The sequence below is a fragment of the Pseudomonas sp. LBUM1644 genome (assembly GCF_059716195.1).
The window spans coordinates 4,973,300-4,996,647 of record NZ_CP166812.1; the positions used below are offsets into that span (position 1 = coordinate 4,973,300).

Here is a 23,348-nt window from a genome sequence, read left to right on the forward strand (position 1 = left end):
CCTCTACTCATCAAGGATTTCTCATGACGATTCAGGACACTGCTCAACGCCCCGCCCTGCGTTCACAACGCTTGAACCAGATCACCAATGAGCCACACACCAAGCTCGATGCCCTGGTCAAAGCCCACGCTCCGTTTGAAACCCAAGCCAACTTCGCCCGTTTCGTGGTGGCGCAGTACCTGTTCCAGTCAGAACTGGTAGCGCTGTACAACGACGCAGAACTGACCGCCATCGTCCCGGACCTGTCGGCTCGCTGCCGTGCGGAAGCGGCCAAGGCTGATCTCGCTGACCTGGAAACCGAAGTCCCGGCTCCCGTTGTGGGCGCCGTGAACAACCCGAGCAAAGCCGAAGCGCTGGGTTGGCTGTTCGTGTCTGAGGGCTCGAAACTCGGGGCGGCGTTTTTGATCAAGCGTGCCGTGGGCCTGGGCTTGAGCGAAATCTTCGGCGCCCGTCACCTCGGCGAACCGGCCGGTGGTCGCGCCGAGGGCTGGAAAAGCTTCGTCAAAACCCTGGATGGGCTGGCGCTCAGTGCGCAAGAAGAAGCCGATCTGGATAAAGGCGCAATCGACGCGTTCAACCGCTTCACTGTGTTGCTGGAACAGGCTTACATCCCCACCCCGGAACTCGCGTAATCCCCACTTCGCAGGCTCACCAACTCCCTGTAGGAGCTGGCGAAGCCTGCGATCTTTTGATCTTGAAGATCGCAGCCTGCGGCAGCTCCTACACCATGACCCGCAAATCTCGAACATCCTCGAAAATCGCCCGCATCCTCTTCGGCCTGCTCGCCTATGTCAGCCTCGGCATCGGCCTGATCGCCATTGTCGTGCCGGGCCTGCCGACCACCGAATTCATCCTGCTCGCCGCTTGGGCAGCAACCAGGAGTTCGCCGCGTTTGAGTGCCTGGCTGGAAAATCATCGACTGTTCGGCCCGATACTCGGCAACTGGCGCAACGGCAAAATCATTGCCCGCCGGGCCAAGGTCAGCGCCACCGTGAGCATGCTGTTGTGCGCCGGGTTGATGCTGGTGATGCTCGATCACGGCTGGCCGATTTACCTGGCCATCGCGGGCATGAGCCTGGGCAATCTATGGATCTGGTCACGCCCGGAATCGCTGCCGCAACCTTCCTGATCGATACCGAGTTTTTTCCCGTTTTAACCCGCATTTCGGCACATTTTCCCGCGCAAACGATCAACCAATACCGTTCGTCGGCATCCCCCTCATGCAACCTCCACTGCTCGCCGATGTGCAATTAATGGCGCTGAATGGATTTGGCGAACCGGGTCGGCCCCGACTCACAGCCAACATCTCATTCATTCGCGAGTTCGCCCTATGTTCGACTCTCTCTCAATCCGTCTGAAAATCGTCCTGCTTTCAGGCCTGTGCCTGCTGGGCGTGGTCGCGCTGATCGTTGGCATGAACTTCTACCAGACCAATCAGAACGACGAACTGGTCAGCGCCTCCAGCAGCAAGATGCTCACCGAGAGTGTGCAGGACCTGCTCCAGGCCAAGGCTGCCGAGCAAGCGGTGCGGGTGCAGAAGACGTTCGGTGAAAGCCTGCTGGTGGTCACCGCCCTGGCCGATCAAATCAAGGACATGCGCAACATGGCCGCCAAGCGTTCGCTTGACGCTGGTGCCCTGCGTGAAGAGTTGAACCAGAGCCTGAAAACCGCCTTCGAGCGTAACAGCAAGGTATTGGGGATCTGGTTGGCGTTCGAACCCAATGGCCTGGACGGCAAGGACAGCGAATTTGCCAATGACGCGCCCCGTCAGTCCAACGAAGCAGGACGTTTCGCCAGCTACTGGAGCCGTGCCGGAGGTGAAGCGCTGAACACGATCATGGTCGAAGACGACATGACCAAGACCACCCAGAATATCAGCGGCATTCCATACAACAGCTGGTACACCTGCCCTCGCGACAGCAAACGTACCTGCCTGCTAGACCCTTACGCCGACACCGTCGGCGGCAAGGAAATGCTGATGACCACTATTTCCGTGCCGCTGCTGGTGGACGGAAAACCCATCGGCGTGGTCGGTGTGGATATAGCCCTCGATGCGCTGCAAGCGGCGTCGGTGGACTCCCAACGTGAACTGTTCAACAACGCCGGGCACATGCTGATCGTCTCGGGCAGCGGCGTCCTCGCCGGTTACAGTGTCGACGCGAGCAAGGTGGGTAAAAGCATCGCGGACACCCTCGGCGCAGAGGGCAAGGATGTCCTGCAGTTGCTCAGCGCTGGCACGCCGAAGATTCTCGAACAAGGCGACCTGATTCGCGCCGTTTATCCGGTCAGCCCGATTACCGAGTCCAAAGCCTGGGGGGTGGTGATCGACCTGCCGAAACAAGTGTTGCTCGCCGATTCGGTGAAGCTGCAAATGGTCCTCGATGACGCCCAGCAAAGCGGCACGATCAAAGCGGTTCTGGTCGCGGTCGTTGCCGGTCTGGTGGGACTGTTGCTGATCTGGCTCACCGCCTCGGGCGTGACACGGCCGATCAACAGCGTCGCCGAGATGCTCAAGGCCATTGCCAGCGGCGACGGTGACCTGACCCAACGCCTGCACTACAGCAAGAAGGACGAACTGGGCGAACTGGTCAGTTGGTTCAACCGCTTCCTCGACAAGCTGCAACCGACGATCGCGCAGATCAAGCAAAGCATCACCGATGCCCGCGGCACGGCCGACCAGTCTTCGGAAATCGCCCGCCAGACCAGCGAAGGCATGCAGGTGCAATTCCGCGAAATCGATCAAGTCGCCACGGCGTCCAATGAGATGAGCGCCACCGCCCACGACGTCGCCAACAGTGCCTCGAATGCGGCCAATGCCGCCAAAGGTGCCGATCAATCGGCCCGCGACGGCATGTCGATCATCGAGCGCAGCACCCGCGACATCAATCAGCTGGCCGACGAGGTCAGCAAAGCCGTGACTGAAGTGGAAGCGTTGGCCGTCAACAGTGAGCAGATCGGTTCGGTACTGGAAGTGATCCGCAGCATCGCCGAGCAGACCAATCTGTTGGCCCTCAACGCAGCGATCGAAGCCGCCCGTGCCGGCGAAAGCGGTCGCGGGTTTGCGGTGGTCGCCGACGAAGTGCGCAACCTGGCCAAACGCACGCAGGATTCGGTGGAAGAAATCCGCATCGTCATCGAACGCATCCAGACTGGCACCCGGGGCGTGGTTGCGACCATGCATTCAAGCCAGACCCAGGCCCACAGCAACGCCGGGCAAATCCAGCAAGCGGTGCAGGCCCTGAGCAAAATCAGCGATGCGGTCACCGTGATCAGCGACATGAACTTGCAAATCGCCAGCGCCGCCGAACAGCAAAGCGCTGTGGCGGAAGAGGTTAACCGCAATGTCTCGGCGATCCGCACCGTCACCGAAACGCTGACCGGCCAGGCCACCGAGTCGGCTCAGATCAGCAGCCAGCTCAACTCCCTGACCACCCACCAGATGAAATTGATGGACCAGTTCCGGGTGTAACCCTAAAAGATCGCAGCCTGCGGCAGCTCCTACATTGATCTCTGCAGGAGCTGCCGCAGGCTGCGATCTTTTGACCTTTTGTTCTATGCTGCCCTTTCCTCCGGAGGGCCTTCGATGACTGGTTTACTCACGTCCATTCAAGCCGCGCTCGGCTTGCCTCACACGCCGATACCCTTTACCTCGAGTGGCGCCCTGCCCTCGGCGTTCGCCGTCACCGACCTTGCGTGCGCCAGCATTGCCGCTGCCGGTCAGGCTGTCGGTGAACTGTTGCAGCAACAAACCGGTCGTTTGCCCACCCTTGAAGTCGACCGTCGTCTCGCGTCTTTCTGGTTCTCGACGTCGATCCGCCCTGTCGGCTGGAGTGCTCCATCGTTATGGGACCCGGTGGCCGGGGACTACGCGACCCAGGATGGCTGGATCCGCTTGCACACCAACGCGCCTCATCATCGTGCGGCGGCCGAACGTGTGCTGGGCGCCTGTGCCGACCGCGCCGCGATGGCGAGCAAGGTCGCGCAGTGGGCGAAAAGTGATCTGGAGCACGCCGTGGTCGACGCCGGTGGTTGCGCAGCCGAAATGCGCAATTGGGCGCAATGGCAAACGCATCCCCAGGGTTTGGCGGTGAACGCCGAGCCATTGATTGAGTTCAGCTCCAGCAGCCATCTACTGCCGAAACCGTGGCAAGGCTCTGTGGCGCAACCGCTGGCCGGAATCAAAGTGCTGGACCTCACGCGTGTTCTCGCCGGCCCCGTCGCCAGCCGTTTTCTCGCGGGCCTCGGCGCCGATGTCTTGCGTATCGATCCACCGACCTGGAACGAACCGGGTGTAGTGCCGGAAGTCACCTTGGGCAAACGCTGTGCGCGGCTCGACCTCCACGACAAAACCGATCGCGCAGTCTTTGAACACTTGCTCAAGGACGCCGACATCCTGCTCCACGGCTACCGTGCCGACGCACTGGAGCGTTTGGGTTACGGTGTCGCCCAACGTCAACACCTGGCGCCCGGCCTGATTGATGTTTGCCTCAACGCCTATGGCTGGAGTGGCCCCTGGCAGAACCGTCGCGGGTTCGACAGCCTGGTGCAAATGAGCAGCGGGATTGCCGAGGCGGGAATGCAGTGGAAGAAAACGGACAAGCCGACGCCGTTGCCGGTGCAAGCGCTGGATCACGCCACCGGGTATTTGATGGCGGCGGCAGCGATCACGTTGTTGGGCCGTGGTGGATCGGCAAGGCTGTCGTTGGCGCGGACGGCGAAGTTGTTGATTGAACAGGGCGCAGGGACTGACGAGGCGTTACGGGCGGAGGATGAAAACGATCAAGGGATGCTCATTGAGCAGACACCCTGGGGGGCGGCGCATCGACTGCATGTGCCGCTGAAGATCACGGGGACGCCGTTGCAATGGGCGCTGGCGGCTTCTAAATTGGGTTCCCATCGCGCGCAGTGGTGGTGATTGACCGGGCGTCTTCGCGAGCAAGCCCGCTCCCACAGGTTTTGTGATCGACGCAAGGCCAATGTGGGAGCGGGCTTGCTCGCGAAGAGGCCAGAATAATCAACCCACACCTTGGATCAGTTCAGTCAGACCGGCTCAGCGATGTCCAAAGCAACTGCGCCGCATACCCTCGATAAGGTCTCCAGATTTCAGCACGCTGCAACAATTCCCGCGCCGTCACCGGCCCTCCCTCAAGCGCCGCCAGCGCATTGATCAACCCCACATCCCCACTCGGAAATGCATCCATCTCCCGCAACTGCCGTAATGCAATGTACTGCGCCGTCCAGTCACCCACCCCGTGCAGCGCCAGCAACCGCGCCATCAACGGATCAACCGCCAGCTGCCGATGAATCGCTACCAGATCCGTGTCCAGATCAAACATCCGTCGCAGTCGCACAACGATATCCGGCACCGACGCGCTACCTGGAAATTCCAGCGTCAGCTCAAAGGCGTCCGTCGTCGCAGGCTTGATCGAAAACGTGCCATGAACTCCGTTCAAACTGATGCTGCGCGAGTAAACGCCGTCGACCACTGTTTCCATCCCGGTCACCGCCCCAGCGGATAAAAAACCCAGCATCGCGGCCCAGTCATAGGGTGGTTGATACTCAAGCAACAACCTCACAGTAACCACACCGCGTTACACAGCGCGCTCAGTCGAAGTTTTTACGTCGGTTGCGACATTCCTGCGTCTCCACAGAGTTGTTTTTAACTAAATAGAGACAGCGTAATAACGTTTATTAAATAGCGCCAAACCCAAATTTGCGGAAATCGTTAAACAAACTAGCTTAAACACTCCAAGGATCTGACTTAATTCCTATTTTCCGGCAGGATGCCTTTGAAATAGGGCTTTTCCGGCAACATCGCTATATCCGGGGAAGCTTCATAAATCTTTAATTAACAATGGAATGTGCCCAATGCACTGATCTAAGTCAGCTGATTGAATGGCCAACGGAATTAATCTGTTGCCTCTTTTCTCCTGCATTGGAGTCATGCAATGTCTGAATCCCCCGGAAAATTGAAACTCGGTGCACTTGTTGCGCTGGTGGTCGGCTCCATGATCGGTGGCGGGATCTTCTCCTTGCCGCAGAACATGGCCGCCAGTGCCGACGTCGGCGCCGTGCTGATCGGTTGGGCCATCACCGCCGTGGGCATGTTGACCCTGGCTTTCGTTTTTCAAACCCTGGCCAATCGCAAGCCTGATCTGGACGGCGGGGTCTACGCCTACGCCAAGGCCGGGTTCGGCGACTACATGGGTTTCTCGTCCGCCTGGGGTTACTGGATCAGTGCCTGGCTGGGCAACGTGGGGTACTTCGTTCTGCTGTTCAGCACCCTCGGTTATTTCTTCCCACTATTTGGAGAGGGAAATACTCCTGCCGCCGTGATCGGCGCGTCGGTGCTGCTCTGGGCCGTGCACTTCCTCGTGCTGCGCGGGATCAAGGAAGCGGCGTTCATCAACCTGGTGACCACCGTGGCCAAGGTCGTGCCATTGCTGTTGTTTGTGCTGATCGCGATTTTCGCGTTCAAGCTGGACATCTTCACCGCTGACATCTGGGGCGTGAAAAACCCGGACCTGGGCAGCGTGATGAACCAGGTGCGCAAGATGATGCTGGTTACCGTGTGGGTGTTCATCGGTATCGAAGGCGCGAGCATTTTCTCGGCCCGCGCGGAAAAACGCAGCGACGTGGGTAAGGCCACGGTGATCGGTTTCATCACCGTGCTGCTGTTCCTGGTGCTGGTGAACGTGCTGTCGCTGGGCATCATGACCCAACCGGAATTGGCCAAACTGCAGAACCCGTCTATGGCCGCCGTGCTCGAACACGTGGTCGGGCATTGGGGCGCGGTGCTGATCAGCGTCGGCTTGATCATCTCGTTGCTCGGGGCCCTGCTGTCGTGGGTGCTGCTGTGTGCGGAGATCATGTTCGCCGCCGCCAAGGACCACACCATGCCGTCGTTCCTGCGCAAGGAAAACGCCAACCATGTGCCGGTCAACGCCTTGTGGCTGACCAACGCCATGGTGCAGGTGTTCCTGATCATCACCCTGTTTTCGGCCAGCACTTACCTGTCGCTGATCTACCTCGCCACCTCGATGATTCTGGTGCCCTACCTGTGGTCGGCGGCCTACGCGCTGCTGCTGGCGGTGCGCGGCGAGAGTTATGAAAACGCAGCGGCTGAGCGCCGCAAAGACCTGTTCATCGGCGCCGTCGCGTTGATTTACGCGCTCTGGCTGATCTACGCCGGCGGCGTCAAATACCTGCTGTTGTCGGCCCTGCTCTATGCGCCCGGCGCGATCCTGTTCGCCAAGGCCAAGCTGGAGCTCAACAAACCGATTTTCACCAATGTCGAGAAGCTGATTTTCGCCGCAGTCGTCGTGGGCGCCCTGGTGGCAGCCTATGGCCTGTATGACGGCTTCCTGACCCTGTAGCACCCGCCTTATTTGTCATCTGGAGGAACACGGTAATGACCACGGAAAAAGTTAAGTACGGCGTCCACTCCGAAGCCGGAAAACTGCGCAAAGTCATGGTTTGCTCCCCCGGCCTGGCTCACCAGCGGCTGACCCCGAACAACTGCGACGAACTGCTGTTCGATGATGTGCTGTGGGTCGCCCAGGCCAAACGCGACCATTTCGATTTCGTCACCAAGATGCGTGAACGCAACATCGACGTGCTGGAAATGCACAACCTGCTGACCGACATCGTTGCCATCCCTGAAGCCCTGGACTGGATTCTGGATCGCAAGGTCACGGCCGATTCGGTCGGCCTCGGCCTGATCAACGAAGTGGGCTCGTGGTTGCGCAGTCTGGAACCGCGCCACATCGCCGAATTCCTGATTGGCGGCGTCTCTGCCGATGACCTGCCGGACAGCTTCGGCGGCAAGACCATTCAAATGTTCCGCGACTTCCTCGGCCACTCCAGCTTCATTCTGCCGCCGCTGCCCAACACTCAGTTCACCCGTGACACCACCTGCTGGATTTACGGTGGTGTGACACTCAACCCGATGTACTGGCCGGCCCGCCGCCAGGAAACCCTGCTGGCCGCCGCCATCTACACATTCCACCCGCAGTTCACCAACGCCGATTTCGACATCTGGTACGGCGACCCGGACAAGGATCACGGCAACTCGACCCTTGAAGGTGGCGACGTCATGCCGATCGGCAACGGAGTGGTGTTGATCGGCATGGGCGAACGCTCGTCCCGCCAGGCCATCGGCCAACTGGCACTGAACCTGTTCAAGCACAACGCCGTCGAAAAAATCATCGTCGCCGGCCTGCCGAAGTCCCGCGCCGCGATGCACCTGGACACCGTGTTCAGCTTCTGCGACCGCGACTTGGTGACGATTTTCCCGGAAGTGGTGAACCAGATCGTCGCCTTCACCCTGCGCCCGGACGACAGCAAACAAGGCGGCATCGACATCCGCCGCGAAGAAACCAGCTTCCTCGAGACCGTGGCCAAGGCGCTCAATCTGAAAGCGTTGCGCGTGGTGGAAACCGGCGGCAACAGCTTCGCCGCCGAACGTGAGCAGTGGGATGACGGCAACAACGTGGTGGCCGTTGAGCCCGGTGTGGTGATCGGTTATGACCGCAACACCTACACCAACACGCAGTTGCGCAAGGCCGGTGTGGAAGTCATCACCATCAGCGCCGGTGAATTGGGTCGTGGGCGTGGCGGTGGCCACTGCATGACCTGCCCGATCATCCGCGATCCTATCGACTATTAAGGAGATTCCATCATGGCTTTCAACATGCGCAACCGCAGCCTGCTCTCGCTGATGCATCACACCACGCGCGAGTTGCATTACCTGTTGGACCTGTCCCGCGACCTCAAGCGCGCCAAGTACACCGGCACCGAGCGTCCGCACCTGCAAGGCAAAAACATCGCGCTGATCTTCGAAAAAACCTCGACCCGCACCCGTTGCGCCTTCGAAGTGGCGGCCCATGACCAGGGCGCCCACGTCACCTACATCGACCCGGTATCGTCACAGATCGGCCACAAGGAAAGCATGAAAGACACCGCCCGCGTGCTCGGGCGGATGTTCGATGCCATCGAGTACCGGGGCTTCGAACAGGAAATCGTCGAAGAGCTGGCCAAGTTCGCCGGCGTGCCGGTATTCAACGGCTTGACCGCCGAGTTCCACCCGACGCAAATGATCGCCGACACCCTGACCATGCGTGAACACAGCGACAAACCGCTGCATGAAATCAGCTACGCCTACCTCGGCGACGCCCGCTACAACATGGGCAACTCGCTGCTGATGATCGGCGCCAAACTGGGCATGGACGTGCGCATTGCCGCGCCGAAAGCGTTGTGGCCGCATCAGGATTTCATCGACCAGTGCAAGGCGTTCGCTGAAGACAGCGGCGCGCGCATTACCATCACCGAAGACCCGAAAGCCGCGGTCAAGGGCGTCGACTTCATCCACACCGACATCTGGGTGTCGATGGGTGAGCCGGTGGAAGCGTGGGACGAGCGCATCGAACAACTGCTGCCGTATCAGGTCAACGCCGCGATGATGAAGGCCGCCGGCAACCCGCGCGTGAAGTTCATGCACTGTTTGCCAGCCTTCCATAACAGCGAAACCAAGGTCGGCAAGAACATCGCCGCGCGGTATCCGCACCTGGCCAATGGCGTCGAAGTGACCGAAGAAGTCTTCGAATCGCCGGCCAACATCGCCTTCGAGCAAGCGGAAAACCGCATGCACACCATCAAGGCGATCCTGGTGTCAGCGCTGGCGGATATCTAAAGACCCACCCGGCTCCCACTGACGAAACACGGTCAAATGTGGGAGCGGGCTTGCTCGCGAAAGCGGAGTGTCAGGCAACTTGAACGGTGACTGAAACACTGCCTTCGCGAGCAAGCCCGCTCCCACAGTAGACCGGGCCGTTTGCCAGCTCTCTGTAGAAGGACTGCATTATGCGTATCGTCGTTGCTCTGGGCGGTAACGCCCTGCTCCGCCGTCGTGAACCCATGACCGCGGATAATCAACGCGCCAACATCCGGATCGCCACCGAACAAATCGCCAGGATTCATGCCGGCAATGAACTGGTGATCGCTCACGGCAATGGCCCTCAAGTCGGCCTGCTGTCGCTGCAGGCGGCCGCCTACACCTCGGTGTCGCCCTACCCGCTGGACGTGCTCGGCGCCGAAACCGAAGGCATGATCGGCTACATCATCGAACAGGAACTGGGTAACCTGCTGGACTTCGAAGTGCCGTTCGCCACCCTGCTGACCCAGGTCGAAGTCGACGCCAACGACCCGGCGTTCCAGAACCCGAGCAAACCCATCGGCCCGGTATACACCAAGGCCGAGGCGGAAAAACTTGCCGCCGAGAAAGGCTGGGCGATTGCCCCGGACGGCGATAAATTCCGGCGTGTGGTGGCCAGCCCCAAACCCAAACGCATTTTCGAAATCCGCCCGATCAAGTGGCTGCTGGAAAAAGGCAGCATCGTGATCTGCGCCGGCGGTGGCGGCATTCCGACGATGTACGGTCCCCACGGCAAGCTGCAAGGCGTGGAAGCGGTGATCGACAAGGACCTGTGCTCGGCGCTGCTGGCCGAACAGCTGGACAGCGACCTGCTGGTGATCGCCACCGACGTCAACGCGGCGTTCATCGATTTCGGCAAACCCACCCAGAAAGCCATTGCCCAGGCCCACCCCGACGACTTGGAAAAACTCGGCTTCGCCGCCGGCTCCATGGGCCCCAAGGTTCAGGCTGCCTGCGAGTTCGCCCGCCACACTGGAAAAACCGCGGTGATCGGTTCACTCTCGGACATCGAAGCGATCGTCCAGGGCACGGCCGGCACCCGTATCAGCACGGCTCAACCTGGCATAACTTATTCATAAGGAGAAACGTCCATGGCAACGTTCGAGCCGGGCAAGCTGCACATGGAGCGTCATGCGCTGAACGATGACGATTTCAGCTACGACGTGTGCATCGACTATGAGGTGTCACAGGATCCCAAGGAAGGCACGGGGATGTTGTTCAAGATGCACGGCAGCATCGAGGGCAAGGACATGAACGAAGAGTTTTTCCTGCCCAAGGATCAGGCGTACAACTTCGCCAGCAACGTGACGAAAATCGCCGAGAAGTACGGCCTTCCCAAGACCCATAGCAGTATTGGTTCGGTCCACACGCATTACGATGCGATGTTCGAAGACGTGCGGGTGCAACTGGACATGAAATCGGGGGACCCGGTAAAACCCGAACACCTGGAATAATTTTTTATCCCCCAGATCAAAAGATCGCAGCCTTCGGCAGCTCCTACAGGTGTACGCATAACCTTGTAGGAGCTGCCGAAGGCTGCGATCTTTTGGGCGATCCCCCATCGCCGATTTCACCTCCAACCCTCCTCCAAGGCATACTTGCCACCCTCCGCACGTCAGAACCAAAAACCGCCCCATGCGTATCCACGTCAGCTTCATCGACCGCGTCGGTATTACCCAGGAAGTCCTGGCCTTACTCGGTGGGCGCAATCTCAATCTGGACGCGGTGGAAATGGTTCCGCCCAATGTCTACATCGACGCTCCGACGCTGAGCCCCGACGTGCTCGAAGAGCTGCGTGATGCGCTGCTCAGCGTGCGTGGCGTGCAGGCAATGACGGTGGTCGACATCCTTCCGGGTCAGCGCCGGCACCTGCAACTGGACGCATTGCTCGCGGCCATGACTGACCCGGTCCTGGCATTGGACAGTGCCGGTAAAGTGCTGCTGGCGAACCCGGCGCTGATTGCGTTGTACGGCCGCGAACCGGCGGGCGAAAGTGTTGCCGAGCTTTTTTCCGATTCGGGACTGCTCGACGCCTTGCTGGAGCACGGTTTCCGCTTGCCGCTGCGCGAGATCACGGTCAACGGCCAGACCTTGCTGCTGGACGCCACGCCCATCACTGACGCCGGCGCCCTGCTGACCCTGTATCAACCGAACCGCATCGGCGAACGCCTGTCCGCGCTGCACCACGACCACGCCGAAGGTTTCGATGCGCTGCTCGGCGAGTCGCCGGTGATTCGCACGCTCAAGGCCCGCGCCCAGCGCGTGGCGACCCTTGATGCACCGTTATTGATCCAGGGCGAAACCGGCACCGGCAAAGAGTTGGTGGCCCGTGCCTGCCACGCCATCAGCGCCCGTCACAGCTCGCCGTTCCTGGCGTTGAATTGTGCGGCATTGCCGGAGAACCTCGCCGAAAGCGAGCTGTTTGGCTACGCGCCCGGCGCTTTCACCGGCGCGCAACGCGGGGGCAAACCGGGGTTGATGGAACTGGCCAACCAAGGCACGGTATTTCTCGACGAAATCGGCGAGATGTCGCCGTACTTGCAGGCAAAGTTGCTGCGGTTCTTGAACGACGGCAGTTTTCGTCGGGTGGGCGGTGATCGTGAAGTGAAGGTCAACGTGCGGATCCTCAGCGCGACCCACCGCGATCTGGAAAAAATGGTCAGCGAAGGTTCGTTCCGCGAAGACTTGTTCTATCGCCTCAATGTCCTCAACGTCGAAGTCCCGCCCCTGCGCGACCGCGGCCAAGACATCCTGCTGCTGGCGCGTTACTTCATGCAGCAGGCCTGCGCGCAGATCCAGCGCCCGGTCTGTCGCCTGGCACCCGGGACTTATCCGGCGCTGCTGGGCAATCGCTGGCCGGGTAACGTGCGGCAATTGCAGAACGTGATTTTCCGCGCGGCGGCGATCTGCGAAAGCACCCTGGTGGACATCGGCGACCTCGACATCGCCGGCACCTCGGTGGCGCGGCAAAGCGATAGCGACGTCGACAGCCTGGAGCAGGCCATGGAAGAGTTCGAGAAAACCCTGCTGGAAAAACTCTACGTCAGCTACCCCTCGACCCGCCAACTGGCCAATCGCTTGCAAACCTCCCACACCGCCATCGCTCATCGATTGCGCAAATACGGCATCCCAAACAAGCCTTAAACTATACGCGGTCAACTGTAGGAGCTGCCGAAGGCTGCGATCTTTTGACTTTGACCTTGTGTTGCCTGCGACAAGATCGCAGCCTTCGGCAGCTCCTACGGGGCGTATTCCAATTCAAAGGCTTCTACCCTGTTTTAAAAGCGACCTCCATCTGTACTGAAAGCGCTACAGCGGAACGATATCGCTACACCCGCTCCTGATCACCGCTGTGCAAGGCTTTGATCCCACTACGCTTTTTTCTTTACCTCCAGCTGTAGCGATTTCGCTACAACCGGCGCAGACCTACACCTTCAAAAAACTACTAACCAATTGATTTATAACAAATAAAAAACATTGGCCGCGATTTTGCTTAGTAACCAGTCATAAAGCAGGGCTTTAGCCCAAGCATTCAATCGCGTCCACCAGACGAGTCTGGCCCCTTAGGAGTTTCCATGAGCGAGTTGCGTTTTACTGAAGATCACGAATGGCTGCGCACTGAAGCTGACGGCACCGTCACCGTCGGCATCACCGCTTTCGCGCAGAACGCCTTGGGCGACGTGGTTTTCGTACAACTGCCTGAGCTGCAGTCCTACGACAAAGGCGCCGAAGCCGCCACCGTGGAATCGGTAAAAGCCGCCAGCGGCGTGTACATGCCACTGGACGGTGAAGTGCTGGAAGTGAACCCGGCACTCGATAGCAGCCCTGAACTGGTCAACGAAGATCCGCTGGGCGAAGGCTGGTTCTTCCGCTTCCAGCCCGCCGACGCTGCTGCCGTCGCCAAACTGCTGGATCAAGACGCCTACGACCGCCTGATCAAAGCCAACGCCGAAGCCTGAGGAGCGAACACATGACTCAAGTCAACCTGACCACCGCCAACGAATTCATCGCCCGCCACATCGGCCCGCGTTCCGGCGACGAGCAAGCCATGCTCAACAGCCTCGGTTTCGATTCGCTGGAAGCCCTGAGCGCCAGCGTCATTCCGGACAGCATCAAAGGCACCAGCGTGCTCGGCCTCGAAGACGGCCTGAGCGAAGCCGATGCCTTGGCCTTGATCAAATCCATCGCCGGCAAAAACCAGCTGTTCAAGACCTACATCGGCCAGGGCTACTACGGCACCCACACGCCGTCGCCGATCCTGCGCAACCTGCTGGAAAACCCGGCCTGGTACACCGCGTACACCCCGTACCAGCCAGAAATTTCCCAGGGCCGTCTCGAAGCGCTGCTGAACTTCCAGACCCTGATCAGCGACCTGACCGGCCTGCCGATTGCCAACGCCTCGCTGCTCGACGAAGCCACCGCCGCCGCCGAAGCGATGACCTTCTGCAAACGCCTGAGCAAGAACAAGGGCAGCCACGCCTTCTTCGCCTCCGTGCATTGCCACCCGCAAACCCTCGACGTGCTGCGCACCCGTGCCGAGCCGCTGGGCATTGACGTGGTGGTCGGCGACGAACTCGAATTGACTGACGTGACGCCGTTCTTCGGCGCCTTGCTGCAATACCCGGCGAGCAACGGTGACGTGTTCGACTATCGCGCACTGACCGAACGCTTCCACGCCGCCAACGCGCTGGTCGCGGTCGCCGCGGACCTGCTGGCGTTGACCGTACTGACGCCTCCGGGAGAATTCGGTGCTGACGTGGCCATCGGCAGCGCGCAGCGCTTCGGCGTGCCGCTGGGCTTCGGTGGCCCGCACGCCGCTTATTTCTCCACCAAAGATGCATTCAAGCGTGACATGCCGGGCCGTCTGGTCGGCGTCTCCGTGGACCGCTTCGGCAAGCCGGCCCTGCGCCTGGCGATGCAGACTCGCGAGCAACACATCCGCCGCGAGAAGGCCACGAGCAACATCTGCACCGCCCAAGTGCTGCTGGCCAACATCGCCAGCATGTACGCCGTGTATCACGGTCCGAAAGGCCTGACGCAGATCGCCAATCGCGTGCATCACCTGACCGCGATCCTGGCCAAGGGCTTGAGCGCACTGGGCTTGACCGTCGAACAAGAAAGCTTCTTCGACACCCTGACGATCAAAACCGGCGCCAACACCGCCGCCCTGCACGACAAGGCTCACGCCCAGCAGATCAACCTGCGTGTCGTCGATGCTGAACGTCTGGGCCTGTCCCTCGACGAAACCACGTCGCAAGCCGACGTCGAAAACCTGTGGAGCCTGCTGGCCGACGGCAAAGCGCTGCCGGACTTCGCCGCCTTGGCTGCAAGCGTCCAAAGCACCCTCCCGGCCGCCCTGGTTCGCCAATCGCCGATCCTCAGCCACCCGGTGTTCAACCGCTATCACTCGGAAACCGAGTTGATGCGTTATCTGCGCAAGCTCGCCGACAAGGACCTGGCGCTGGACCGCACCATGATTCCGCTGGGCTCGTGCACCATGAAACTCAACGCCGCCAGCGAAATGATCCCGGTGACCTGGGCTGAATTCGGTGCTTTGCACCCGTTCGCTCCGGCCGAGCAAAGCTCCGGTTACCAGCAACTGACCGATGAACTGGAAGCGATGCTCTGCGCCGCCACCGGTTACGACTCGATCTCGCTGCAACCGAACGCCGGTTCCCAAGGTGAATACGCCGGTCTGCTGGCGATTCGCGCCTATCACCAGAGCCGTGGCGAAGACCGTCGCGACATCTGCCTGATCCCGTCGTCCGCCCACGGCACCAACCCGGCTACCGCCAACATGGCCGGCATGCGCGTGGTCGTGACCGCGTGCGATGCCCGCGGCAACGTCGACATCGAAGACCTGCGCGCCAAGGCCATCGAGCACCGCGAACACCTCGCTGCACTGATGATCACTTACCCGTCGACTCACGGCGTGTTCGAAGAAGGCATCCGCGAAATCTGCGGCATCATTCATGACAACGGCGGCCAGGTGTACATCGACGGCGCGAACATGAACGCGATGGTCGGCCTCTGCGCACCGGGCAAGTTTGGCGGCGACGTGTCGCACCTGAACCTGCACAAAACCTTCTGCATCCCCCACGGCGGTGGCGGCCCGGGCGTCGGCCCGATCGGCGTGAAATCGCACCTGACCCCGTTCCTGCCGGGCCATGCCCAGATGGAACGCAAGGAAGGCGCGGTCTGCGCCGCACCGTTCGGCAGCGCGAGCATTTTGCCGATCACCTGGATGTACATTCGGATGATGGGTGGTGCAGGTCTCAAGCGCGCTTCGCAATTGGCGATCCTGAATGCCAACTACATTTCCCGTCGCCTCGAAGAGCACTACCCAGTGCTCTACACCGGCAGTAACGGCCTGGTGGCGCACGAATGCATCCTTGACCTGCGCCCGCTGAAAGACAGCAGCGGCATCAGTGTCGATGACGTCGCCAAGCGCCTGATCGACTTCGGCTTCCATGCCCCGACCATGTCGTTCCCGGTGGCTGGCACGCTGATGATCGAACCGACCGAGAGCGAATCCAAGGAAGAACTGGACCGCTTCTGCGACGCCATGATCCGCATCCGCGAAGAAATCCGCGCGGTGGAAAACGGCACCCTGGACAAGGACGACAACCCGCTGAAAAACGCCCCGCACACGGCGGCGGAGTTGGTTGGCGAGTGGACGCACCCGTACAGCCGCGAGCAAGCGGTGTATCCGGTTGCGTCGTTGATCGAAGGCAAATACTGGCCACCGGTCGGTCGTGTCGACAATGTCTTCGGCGATCGCAACCTGGTGTGCGCCTGCCCGTCGATCGAAAGCTACGCTTAAACCAATGAGGGAGCGGGCACACCGCTCCCCCTGTAGGAGCTGCCGCAGGCTGCGATCTTTTGATCTTGCGTTTCAAGAGCAAGATCAAAAGATCGCAGCCTGCGGCAGCTCCTACAGTGCATCTCCTGCGCCTATAACAAGAAAACCGGAGAACAACCATGTCGTTAAGCGTGTTCGACCTGTTCAAGATTGGCATCGGCCCCTCCAGCTCCCACACCGTCGGCCCGATGCGCGCAGCAGCGCGGTTTGCCGAAGGGTTACGGCGTGAAGAGCTGTTGTCGGCAACCACCACGGTCAAAGTCGAGCTTTATGGCTCGCTCGGCGCCACCGGCAAGGGCCACGGCAGCGACAAAGCGGTGCTGCTCGGCCTGGAAGGCGAACACCCGGATACCGTGAATACCGAAACCGTCGCCGCCCGCCTGCACGCCATTCGTGACAGCGGGCGCTTGAACCTGCTCGGCGAACACAGCATTGCGTTCAACGAGAAAGAACACCTGGCGATGATTCGCAAACCGTTGGCCTATCACCCCAACGGCATGATCTTTCGCGCCTTCGACGTCGCGGGCCTACAAATCCGCAGCCGCGAGTACTACTCGGTCGGTGGCGGTTTTGTGGTCGATGAAGACGCCGCCGGCGCCGACCGCATCGTCGAAGATGCCACACCGCTGACGTTCCCCTTCAAAAGCGCCAAGGACCTGCTGGGTCACTGCGCCACCTATGGCTTGTCCATCAGCCAGGTGATGCTGACCAATGAAAGTGCCTGGCGCCCGGAAGCGGAAACCCGCGCCGGCCTGCTGAAAATCTGGCAAGTGATGCAGGATTGCGTCGACGCCGGTTGCCGCAACGAAGGCATTTTGCCCGGAGGTCTGAAGGTCAAGCGTCGGGCCGCAGCGCTGCATCGGCAATTGTGCAAGAACCCGGAATCCTCACTGCGCGACCCGCTGTCGGTGCTGGACTGGGTCAACCTGTATGCCCTGGCGGTCAACGAAGAAAACGCCAACGGCGGACGCGTCGTCACTGCACCCACCAACGGTGCAGCGGGCATTGTCCCGGCCGTCTTGCACTACTACATGCGCTTTATTCCCGGCGCGAATGAAGACGGCGTCGTGCGGTTTCTGCTGACAGCCGCCGCCATCGGCATTCTCTACAAGGAAAACGCCTCGATCTCGGGCGCCGAAGTGGGCTGCCAGGGTGAAGTCGGCGTGGCGTGCTCCATGGCCGCCGGCGCCTTGTGTGAAGTGCTTGGCGGCACGGTGCAGCAAGTGGAAAACGCCGCCGAAATCGGCATGGAACACAACCTCGGCCTGACTTGCGACCCGATTGGCGGACTGGTGCAAGTGCCTTGCATCGAACGCAACGCCATGGGTTCGGTGAAAGCGATCAATGCCGTACGCATGGCCCTGCGCGGCGACGGTCAGCACTTCGTCTCCCTCGACAAGGTCATCCGCACCATGCGCCAGACCGGCGCCGACATGAAAAGCAAATACAAGGAAACCGCCCGTGGCGGTTTGGCGGTCAACATTATCGAGTGCTGATGCGCGCTCACTGCATCTGCAGACTTTTTCAGGAGCTGAATATGTCCACCGAACAATTGCTGAAAACCCCGTTGCACGCACTTCACATCGAACTCGGCGCCCGCATGGTGCCGTTTGCTGGCTACGACATGCCGGTGCAATACCCGTTGGGTGTGATGAAAGAGCACCAGCACACCCGTGACCAGGCCGGGCTGTTCGATGTGTCGCACATGGGCCAGATCCGCCTCTCCGGCGCCAATGCCGCCAAGGCCCTGGAAACGCTGGTGCCGGTGGACATCATCGACCTGCCGGTGGGCATGCAGCGTTATGCGATGTTTACCAACGAAACCGGCGGCATCCTCGACGACTTGATGGTCGCCAACCTCGGCAACGACAAGCTGTTCCTGGTGGTCAACGCCGCCTGCAAGGATCAGGACTTGGCGCACCTACGCCAGCACATCGGCGAGCAGTGCTCGATCGAGCCGCTGTTCGAAGAGCGCGCACTGTTGGCGTTGCAAGGCCCGGCTGCTGTCACCGTGCTTGCACGCCTGGCGCCTGAAGTGGCAAAAATGACCTTCATGCAGTTCGCTCGCGTGAAGCTGCTCGGTGTGGACTGCTTTGTAAGCCGCTCGGGCTATACCGGTGAAGACGGTTACGAAATCTCCGTACCGGCCGCTGACGCCGACGCGCTGGCCCGTGCCTTGCTGGCCGAACCGGAAGTAGCGGCCATCGGCCTTGGCGCTCGCGACTCTCTGCGCCTGGAAGCCGGCCTGTGCCTCTATGGCCACGACATGAACACCGACACCACGCCAATTGAAGCAAGCCTGCTGTGGGCCATTTCCAAGCCACGTCGCGCAGACGGCGGACGGGCCGGTGGCTTCCCTGGCGCTGAAACCGTATTCGCCCAACAGCAAGCAGGCGTCAGCCGCAAACGCGTTGGCCTGTTGCCTCAGGAGCGCACCCCGGTGCGAGAAGGTGCAGAGATCGTCAACGAAGCCGGCGACATCATCGGCGCTGTTTGCAGCGGTGGTTTCGGCCCGACGCTGGGCGGTCCGTTGGCCATGGGTTACCTCGACAGCGATTACATCGCGATCGACACACCCGTCTGGGCGATTGTTCGTGGGAAAAAGGTGCCATTGCTTGTAAGCAAAATGCCATTTGTTCCGCTACGCTACTATCGCGGTTGATTGACTGTTTCTATAAGTAACGCAGTTGCGTTAACAGTGCACTAATGTGTAACGCAACTGCCATAAAACAGTGCATACCTTTCTGTAAGCTTCGATTGTGAACGTTCCTTATAACGATCGAAAACAATTGAACACCTCTATCGAATAAGACAGCACTAGTACACTCACTACAGTCGCCAAGCTCAGCAAAACCGGGCTCTGCACAGGGCTTGTTTTTTCTCCCGTAGTTGGCGTAGAGTTTGTTCACTGTGTTTGCATGGGTCGCTTGGAATCGTGACCTGGGCAGTAGCCTACAAGTTAGCTACATCCCGTTCGACGTCTTCTTACTCTCCTGCAACCAGCCCCAGTACTCTTTCATGAGAAGGAGGCTGTCATTAATTTTTGCGTCAAAGGAAATAAGAAATGTCCCAACGTCAGAGCGGTACCGTCAAGTGGTTTAACGACGAGAAAGGTTTTGGTTTTATCACTCCTGAAAGCGGTCCGGATCTGTTCGTGCATTTCCGCGCCATCCAGGGCAACGGCTTCAAGAGCCTGAAAGAAGGCCAAAAAGTGACTTTCGTTGCTGTGCAAGGCCAGAAAGGCATGCAGGCTGACGAAGTACAAGCAGAAGCCTAATCTTCTGTAACGAAAAAGCCCCTGATGCTGACATCAGGGGCTTTTTTGTGCGCGTAAATCCGTAAAATGGCTTCTTTTTCCGCCGAGAGCCTGCCATGTCGAAACACCTGCTTACTCCCCAGGGCGAATTTCCCGCCGCTGGCCTGGGTCGTCGTCTGGCAGCGATGTTCTATGACTTTCTGTTGTGCACCGCCCTGCTGATTGTCACCAGTGGCGCTTACAAGATGATTCAGATGGCAATCATCGGCGAAGACAAGATGCGCAGCCTCACCGAGGCGGGCGCGCTGGACGGTGACCCGTTGTTGTCGACCGTGCTGCTGTTCGTGTTGTTCGGTTTCTTCGCCAAGTTCTGGACCTGGTCCGGCCAGACCCTGGGCATGCAGGTGTGGTGCATTCGCGTACAGAATGCGGATGGTTCATCGATCAGCCTGTGGCAGGCGTTGCTGCGCTTTGTGGTATCGATTGCGTCCTGGCTGTGCGTGGGGCTTGGGTTCTTCTGGTCGCTGTTCGACAAACAGAAACGCAGCTGGCATGACATGTATTCCAATACGCAACTGGTGCGGATTCCGAAGAAAACCAAGTAACGGCCACAAAAAAGACCGCAGCCTTCGGCAGCTCCTACAGGGATACCTATGTAGGAGCTGCCGAAGGCTGCGATCTATTGATCTTGCTCTTAAGCGTTACCAGCCAGTTTCATCCGTGCAGCCTGGGTGAAATCGAGCATCCGCTTCAACGGCCGAATCGCCTGCGGAATCAACGCCGGATCAACGAAGATCTCGTTCGCGCCCTCCTTCAAGCTCTTCAGCGTCCGCTCAAGGGTATTCATCGCCATCCACGGGCAGTGCGCGCAACTGCGGCAAGCTGCGCCGTTACCGGCCGTTGGCGCCTCGATGAAGACCTTGTCCGGGCACAGCTGCTGCATCTTGTAGAAGATGCCGCGGTCGGTGGCGACGATCAGCGTCTTGTTCGGCAGGCTCTGCGCCGCTGCGATCAATTGACTGGTAGAACCGACGGCATCCGCCAGCTCGATCACCGAGGTCGGCGACTCCGGGTGCACGAGGATCGCTGCATCCGGGTACAGCGCCTTCATGTCTTCGAGCTGCTTGGATTTGAACTCTTCGTGAACGATGCAGGCACCGTCCCACAGCAGCATGTCGGCACCGGTCTTTCGCTGGATATAAGTGCCCAGATGCTTGTCCGGTCCCCAGATGATCGTTTCGCCGTTATCCATCAGGCTTTCGACGATTTCCAGCGCGCAGCTGGACGTCACCACCCAATCCGCCCGGGCCTTGACCGCCGCCGACGTGTTGGCATACACCACCACCGTGCGCTCCGGATGCAGATCGCAGAACGCGGAGAACTCGTCCACCGGACAACCCAGGTCCAGCGAGCACGTCGCTTCCAGGGTCGGCATCAGCACGCGTTTTTCAGGATTGAGGATCTTGGCGGTTTCGCCCATGAACTTCACACCGGCGACCACCACGGTCTTGGCCGGATGAGCATTGCCGAAGCGGGCCATCTCCAGGGAATCGGAGACGCAACCACCGGTTTCTTCGGCCAGGGCCTGAATAACGGGATCGCAATAGAAGTGCGCAACCAGCACCGCGTCCTGAGCCTTGAGCTCGGCGGCGATGGCGGCACGGTAATAGGCCTCTTCCTCAACCGTCAGCAGCTTGGGCTGTTTGGCGTCGAGGTGGGCTTGAACCAGAAGGCGTTCGGAAATCTGCGTCATGTTCGCAAGACCTGCAGGCGCTTTCGCGCGAAAGTCGAGTATACACCCGGCTCCGGACCCTACAGGGTACCGCCGGGAAAGTGAGTATTCATCAGGCACGGACAGCGTTGAAGCTGCGCAAGGCTACAGAATATCCGGCGGATGCAAAAGATGATTCTGACCTGTGTCACGCAGTGCGGCCCTTACTGGGGGCCACCTTAAATTCCGGGCAAAAAAAAATCCGGAAATCCTCACTTGCGTGGGCCTTCCAGACTTTTAAAACTGCTACAAAAATGGTGGGTCGTGTGGGATTCGAACCTACGACCAATTGGTTAAAAGCCAACTGCTCTACCAACTGAGCTAACGACCCGCTGTGTGGTGGCGCGTATAATACTGATTTTTAAGGACTATTCAACACCTAATTTGAAATATTTCAAAAATAAGGTGTTGGGTCACTGATTCCGGCCGCTGCGAAGCCTTCTGCACGCAGACGGCAGCTGTCGCATTTGCCGCAAGCGTAGCCTTTATCGTCGGCCTGATAGCAGGAAACGGTCAGCCCATAATTAACACCCAGCTTCACGCCTGCCTGGACGATCTGTGCCTTGCTCAGGTTCTGCAGTGGCGCCTGGATACGGAAACCATTGCCTTCCACGCCGGCCTTGGTCGCCAGATTGGCCATTCGCTCAAAGGACTCGATGAACTCGGGACGGCAATCCGGGTAACCGGAATAATCCACCGCGTTCACACCGATAAAGATGTCACGCGCGCCAAGCACCTCCGCCCAACCCAACGCCAGGGACAGAAACACGGTGTTGCGCGCCGGTACGTAAGTCACCGGAATACCCTCACCCGCGACTTCCGGTATATCGATGCTGCTGTCGGTCAGCGCCGAACCGCCGATGCCGTTCAGGTTCAGACCGATCACCTTGTGCTCGACCACACCCAAGTCTCGGGCAACACGTTCGGCAGCGTGCAATTCTGCGTGGGACCGTTGGCCGTAGTCGAAACTCATCGTGTAGCAGCGGTAGCCTTCGGCACGCGCCATGGCAACAACCGTTGCCGAGTCGAGGCCGCCGGACAGCAGGATGACCGCACGTTTTTCAGCAGTGTTCAGTTGTTCCGTCATATCAGCGCCCCGGCTCGTCATTCCAAAGATATTTATGCAGCTGCAATTGCAGTCGCACTGGCAGGTTGTCCGCTACCACCCAGTCCGCGAGATCTCGAGCGTTCAGGTCATGGTGGCTGGGCGAAAACAGCACCTCACCCGCACGCCGATCCAGACCGTACTGAATCAGCTTGGACACGGCCCAGTCGTAGTCTTCCCGTGAGCAGATGACAAACTTCACCTGGTCGTTGGGCGTGAGCAGTTCGATGTTCTCGTAGCGGTTGCGGTGCGCTTCCTTCGATCCCGGGGTTTTCAGGTCGACGACGCGACTGACCCGAGAATCTACTGCCGAGATGTCGAGGGCACCACTGGTTTCCAGTGACACTTCGTAACCGGCGTCACACAACTGCTTGAGCAATGGGATGGCGTTGGGTTGCGCCAGCGGCTCGCCGCCGGTGACACAGACATAGCGCGGACGAAAACCGGCCACTTGCTCGAGGATATCGTCGAGCGGGCGAATGGTGCCGCCCGTGAACGCATAGGCGCTGTCGCAGTATTGGCAACGCAGTGGGCAACCGGTCAGGCGCACAAATACAGTGGGCAGCCCGGCGGTCCGCGTTTCACCCTGCAACGAGTAAAAAACTTCAGTAATTCTCAATGTGTCTTGCATAGTCGCCACGG

At 59.8% G+C, this 23,348-nt stretch carries 20 protein-coding genes, 1 tRNA gene and 1 pseudogene; 17 read left to right on the forward strand and 5 right to left on the reverse strand.

Features of this window, described 5'->3' with window-relative positions; genetic code table 11:
• Positions 1 to 23: 23 nt before the first annotated feature.
• The 5 genes and pseudogenes from ACA052_RS22760 to ACA052_RS22780 all read left to right on the forward strand — a co-directional run bounded on the left by ACA052_RS22760 (position 24) and on the right by ACA052_RS22780 (position 4,915).
• On the forward strand, positions 24 to 632 hold the full coding sequence (locus ACA052_RS22760) for a biliverdin-producing heme oxygenase (protein ID WP_497646892.1): 609 nt from the start codon (positions 24 to 26) through the stop codon (positions 630 to 632).
• A 95-nt stretch (positions 633 to 727) separates the two neighbouring features.
• Positions 728 to 1,129, forward strand: coding sequence for a YbaN family protein (locus ACA052_RS22765; RefSeq protein WP_497646893.1), 402 nt, complete (start codon positions 728 to 730; stop codon positions 1,127 to 1,129).
• Between the two features lie 474 nt (positions 1,130 to 1,603).
• Positions 1,604 to 2,611, forward strand: a pseudogene (locus tag ACA052_RS22770) (methyl-accepting chemotaxis protein); the annotation flags it as partial.
• Positions 2,612 to 2,713: 102 nt separating this feature from the next.
• Complete coding sequence (locus ACA052_RS22775) at positions 2,714 to 3,469, forward strand: methyl-accepting chemotaxis protein (RefSeq protein ID WP_411738967.1); 756 nt, start codon at positions 2,714 to 2,716, stop codon at positions 3,467 to 3,469.
• 114 nt (positions 3,470 to 3,583) lie between these two features.
• Positions 3,584 to 4,915: a CoA transferase gene (locus ACA052_RS22780; RefSeq protein WP_497646894.1), complete on the forward strand. Its 1,332-nt coding sequence runs from the start codon at positions 3,584 to 3,586 to the stop codon at positions 4,913 to 4,915.
• 121 nt (positions 4,916 to 5,036) lie between these two features.
• Here ACA052_RS22780 and ACA052_RS22785 read toward each other — a convergent pair whose 3' ends face one another.
• A complete protein-coding gene (locus ACA052_RS22785; protein WP_497646895.1) occupies positions 5,037 to 5,576 on the reverse strand; it encodes an AlkA N-terminal domain-containing protein in 540 nt (179 codons plus the stop codon).
• Between the two features lie 372 nt (positions 5,577 to 5,948).
• Between ACA052_RS22785 and arcD the strand changes: the two genes are divergently transcribed.
• From arcD to ACA052_RS22845, 12 genes are all read left to right on the forward strand, one after another.
• The gene (gene arcD, locus ACA052_RS22790) at positions 5,949 to 7,376 is read left to right on the forward strand and encodes an arginine-ornithine antiporter (RefSeq protein ID WP_497646896.1); all 1,428 of its coding nucleotides are present in this window, start codon (positions 5,949 to 5,951) and stop codon (positions 7,374 to 7,376) included.
• Positions 7,377 to 7,411: 35 nt separating this feature from the next.
• Positions 7,412 to 8,668, forward strand: a complete 1,257-nt coding sequence (arcA, locus tag ACA052_RS22795) for an arginine deiminase (protein ID WP_497646897.1) — start codon at positions 7,412 to 7,414, stop codon at positions 8,666 to 8,668.
• A gap of 12 nt (positions 8,669 to 8,680) precedes the next feature.
• Complete coding sequence (locus ACA052_RS22800; protein ID WP_497646898.1) at positions 8,681 to 9,691, forward strand: ornithine carbamoyltransferase; 1,011 nt, start codon at positions 8,681 to 8,683, stop codon at positions 9,689 to 9,691.
• 170 nt (positions 9,692 to 9,861) lie between these two features.
• Positions 9,862 to 10,791 (forward strand): carbamate kinase, encoded by a 930-nt coding sequence (gene arcC, locus ACA052_RS22805; protein ID WP_497646899.1) that lies wholly within the window; start codon positions 9,862 to 9,864, stop codon positions 10,789 to 10,791.
• 12 nt (positions 10,792 to 10,803) lie between these two features.
• Positions 10,804 to 11,166: a DUF5064 family protein gene (locus ACA052_RS22810; RefSeq protein WP_497646900.1), complete on the forward strand. Its 363-nt coding sequence runs from the start codon at positions 10,804 to 10,806 to the stop codon at positions 11,164 to 11,166.
• Between the two features lie 181 nt (positions 11,167 to 11,347).
• Positions 11,348 to 12,856: a transcriptional regulator GcsR gene (gcsR, locus tag ACA052_RS22815; protein ID WP_497646901.1), complete on the forward strand. Its 1,509-nt coding sequence runs from the start codon at positions 11,348 to 11,350 to the stop codon at positions 12,854 to 12,856.
• A gap of 431 nt (positions 12,857 to 13,287) precedes the next feature.
• Positions 13,288 to 13,671 carry a glycine cleavage system protein GcvH gene (gene gcvH, locus ACA052_RS22820; protein WP_497646902.1) on the forward strand — a complete coding sequence of 128 codons (384 nt, stop codon included), beginning with the start codon at positions 13,288 to 13,290 and terminating at the stop codon, positions 13,669 to 13,671.
• 11 nt (positions 13,672 to 13,682) lie between these two features.
• Positions 13,683 to 16,535, forward strand: a complete 2,853-nt coding sequence (gene gcvP / locus ACA052_RS22825) for an aminomethyl-transferring glycine dehydrogenase (protein WP_497646903.1) — start codon at positions 13,683 to 13,685, stop codon at positions 16,533 to 16,535.
• Positions 16,536 to 16,693: 158 nt separating this feature from the next.
• The gene (locus ACA052_RS22830; protein ID WP_497646904.1) at positions 16,694 to 18,070 is read left to right on the forward strand and encodes an L-serine ammonia-lyase; all 1,377 of its coding nucleotides are present in this window, start codon (positions 16,694 to 16,696) and stop codon (positions 18,068 to 18,070) included.
• A 41-nt stretch (positions 18,071 to 18,111) separates the two neighbouring features.
• Positions 18,112 to 19,236 carry a glycine cleavage system aminomethyltransferase GcvT gene (gene gcvT / locus ACA052_RS22835; protein WP_497646905.1) on the forward strand — a complete coding sequence of 375 codons (1,125 nt, stop codon included), beginning with the start codon at positions 18,112 to 18,114 and terminating at the stop codon, positions 19,234 to 19,236.
• A gap of 402 nt (positions 19,237 to 19,638) precedes the next feature.
• Entirely contained in the window at positions 19,639 to 19,851 is a 213-nt protein-coding gene (locus ACA052_RS22840; RefSeq protein ID WP_003175786.1) for a cold-shock protein, read from the forward strand.
• A gap of 95 nt (positions 19,852 to 19,946) precedes the next feature.
• Positions 19,947 to 20,435 carry an RDD family protein gene (locus tag ACA052_RS22845; RefSeq protein ID WP_497646906.1) on the forward strand — a complete coding sequence of 163 codons (489 nt, stop codon included), beginning with the start codon at positions 19,947 to 19,949 and terminating at the stop codon, positions 20,433 to 20,435.
• 89 nt (positions 20,436 to 20,524) lie between these two features.
• Here the strand turns inward: ACA052_RS22845 and nadA are convergent, their stop codons facing one another.
• The 4 genes from nadA to queE form a co-directional block, all read right to left on the reverse strand.
• On the reverse strand, positions 20,525 to 21,583 hold the full coding sequence (gene nadA, locus ACA052_RS22850) for a quinolinate synthase NadA (protein WP_497646907.1): 1,059 nt from the start codon (positions 21,581 to 21,583) through the stop codon (positions 20,525 to 20,527).
• Positions 21,584 to 21,856: 273 nt separating this feature from the next.
• A tRNA-Lys gene (locus ACA052_RS22855) sits at positions 21,857 to 21,932 on the reverse strand.
• Between the two features lie 63 nt (positions 21,933 to 21,995).
• Positions 21,996 to 22,688 carry a 7-cyano-7-deazaguanine synthase QueC gene (queC, locus tag ACA052_RS22860; protein ID WP_497646908.1) on the reverse strand — a complete coding sequence of 231 codons (693 nt, stop codon included), beginning with the start codon at positions 22,686 to 22,688 and terminating at the stop codon, positions 21,996 to 21,998.
• Between the two features lies 1 nt (position 22,689).
• A complete protein-coding gene (gene queE / locus ACA052_RS22865; protein WP_046032066.1) occupies positions 22,690 to 23,337 on the reverse strand; it encodes a 7-carboxy-7-deazaguanine synthase QueE in 648 nt (215 codons plus the stop codon).
• Positions 23,338 to 23,348 lie beyond the last annotated feature (11 nt).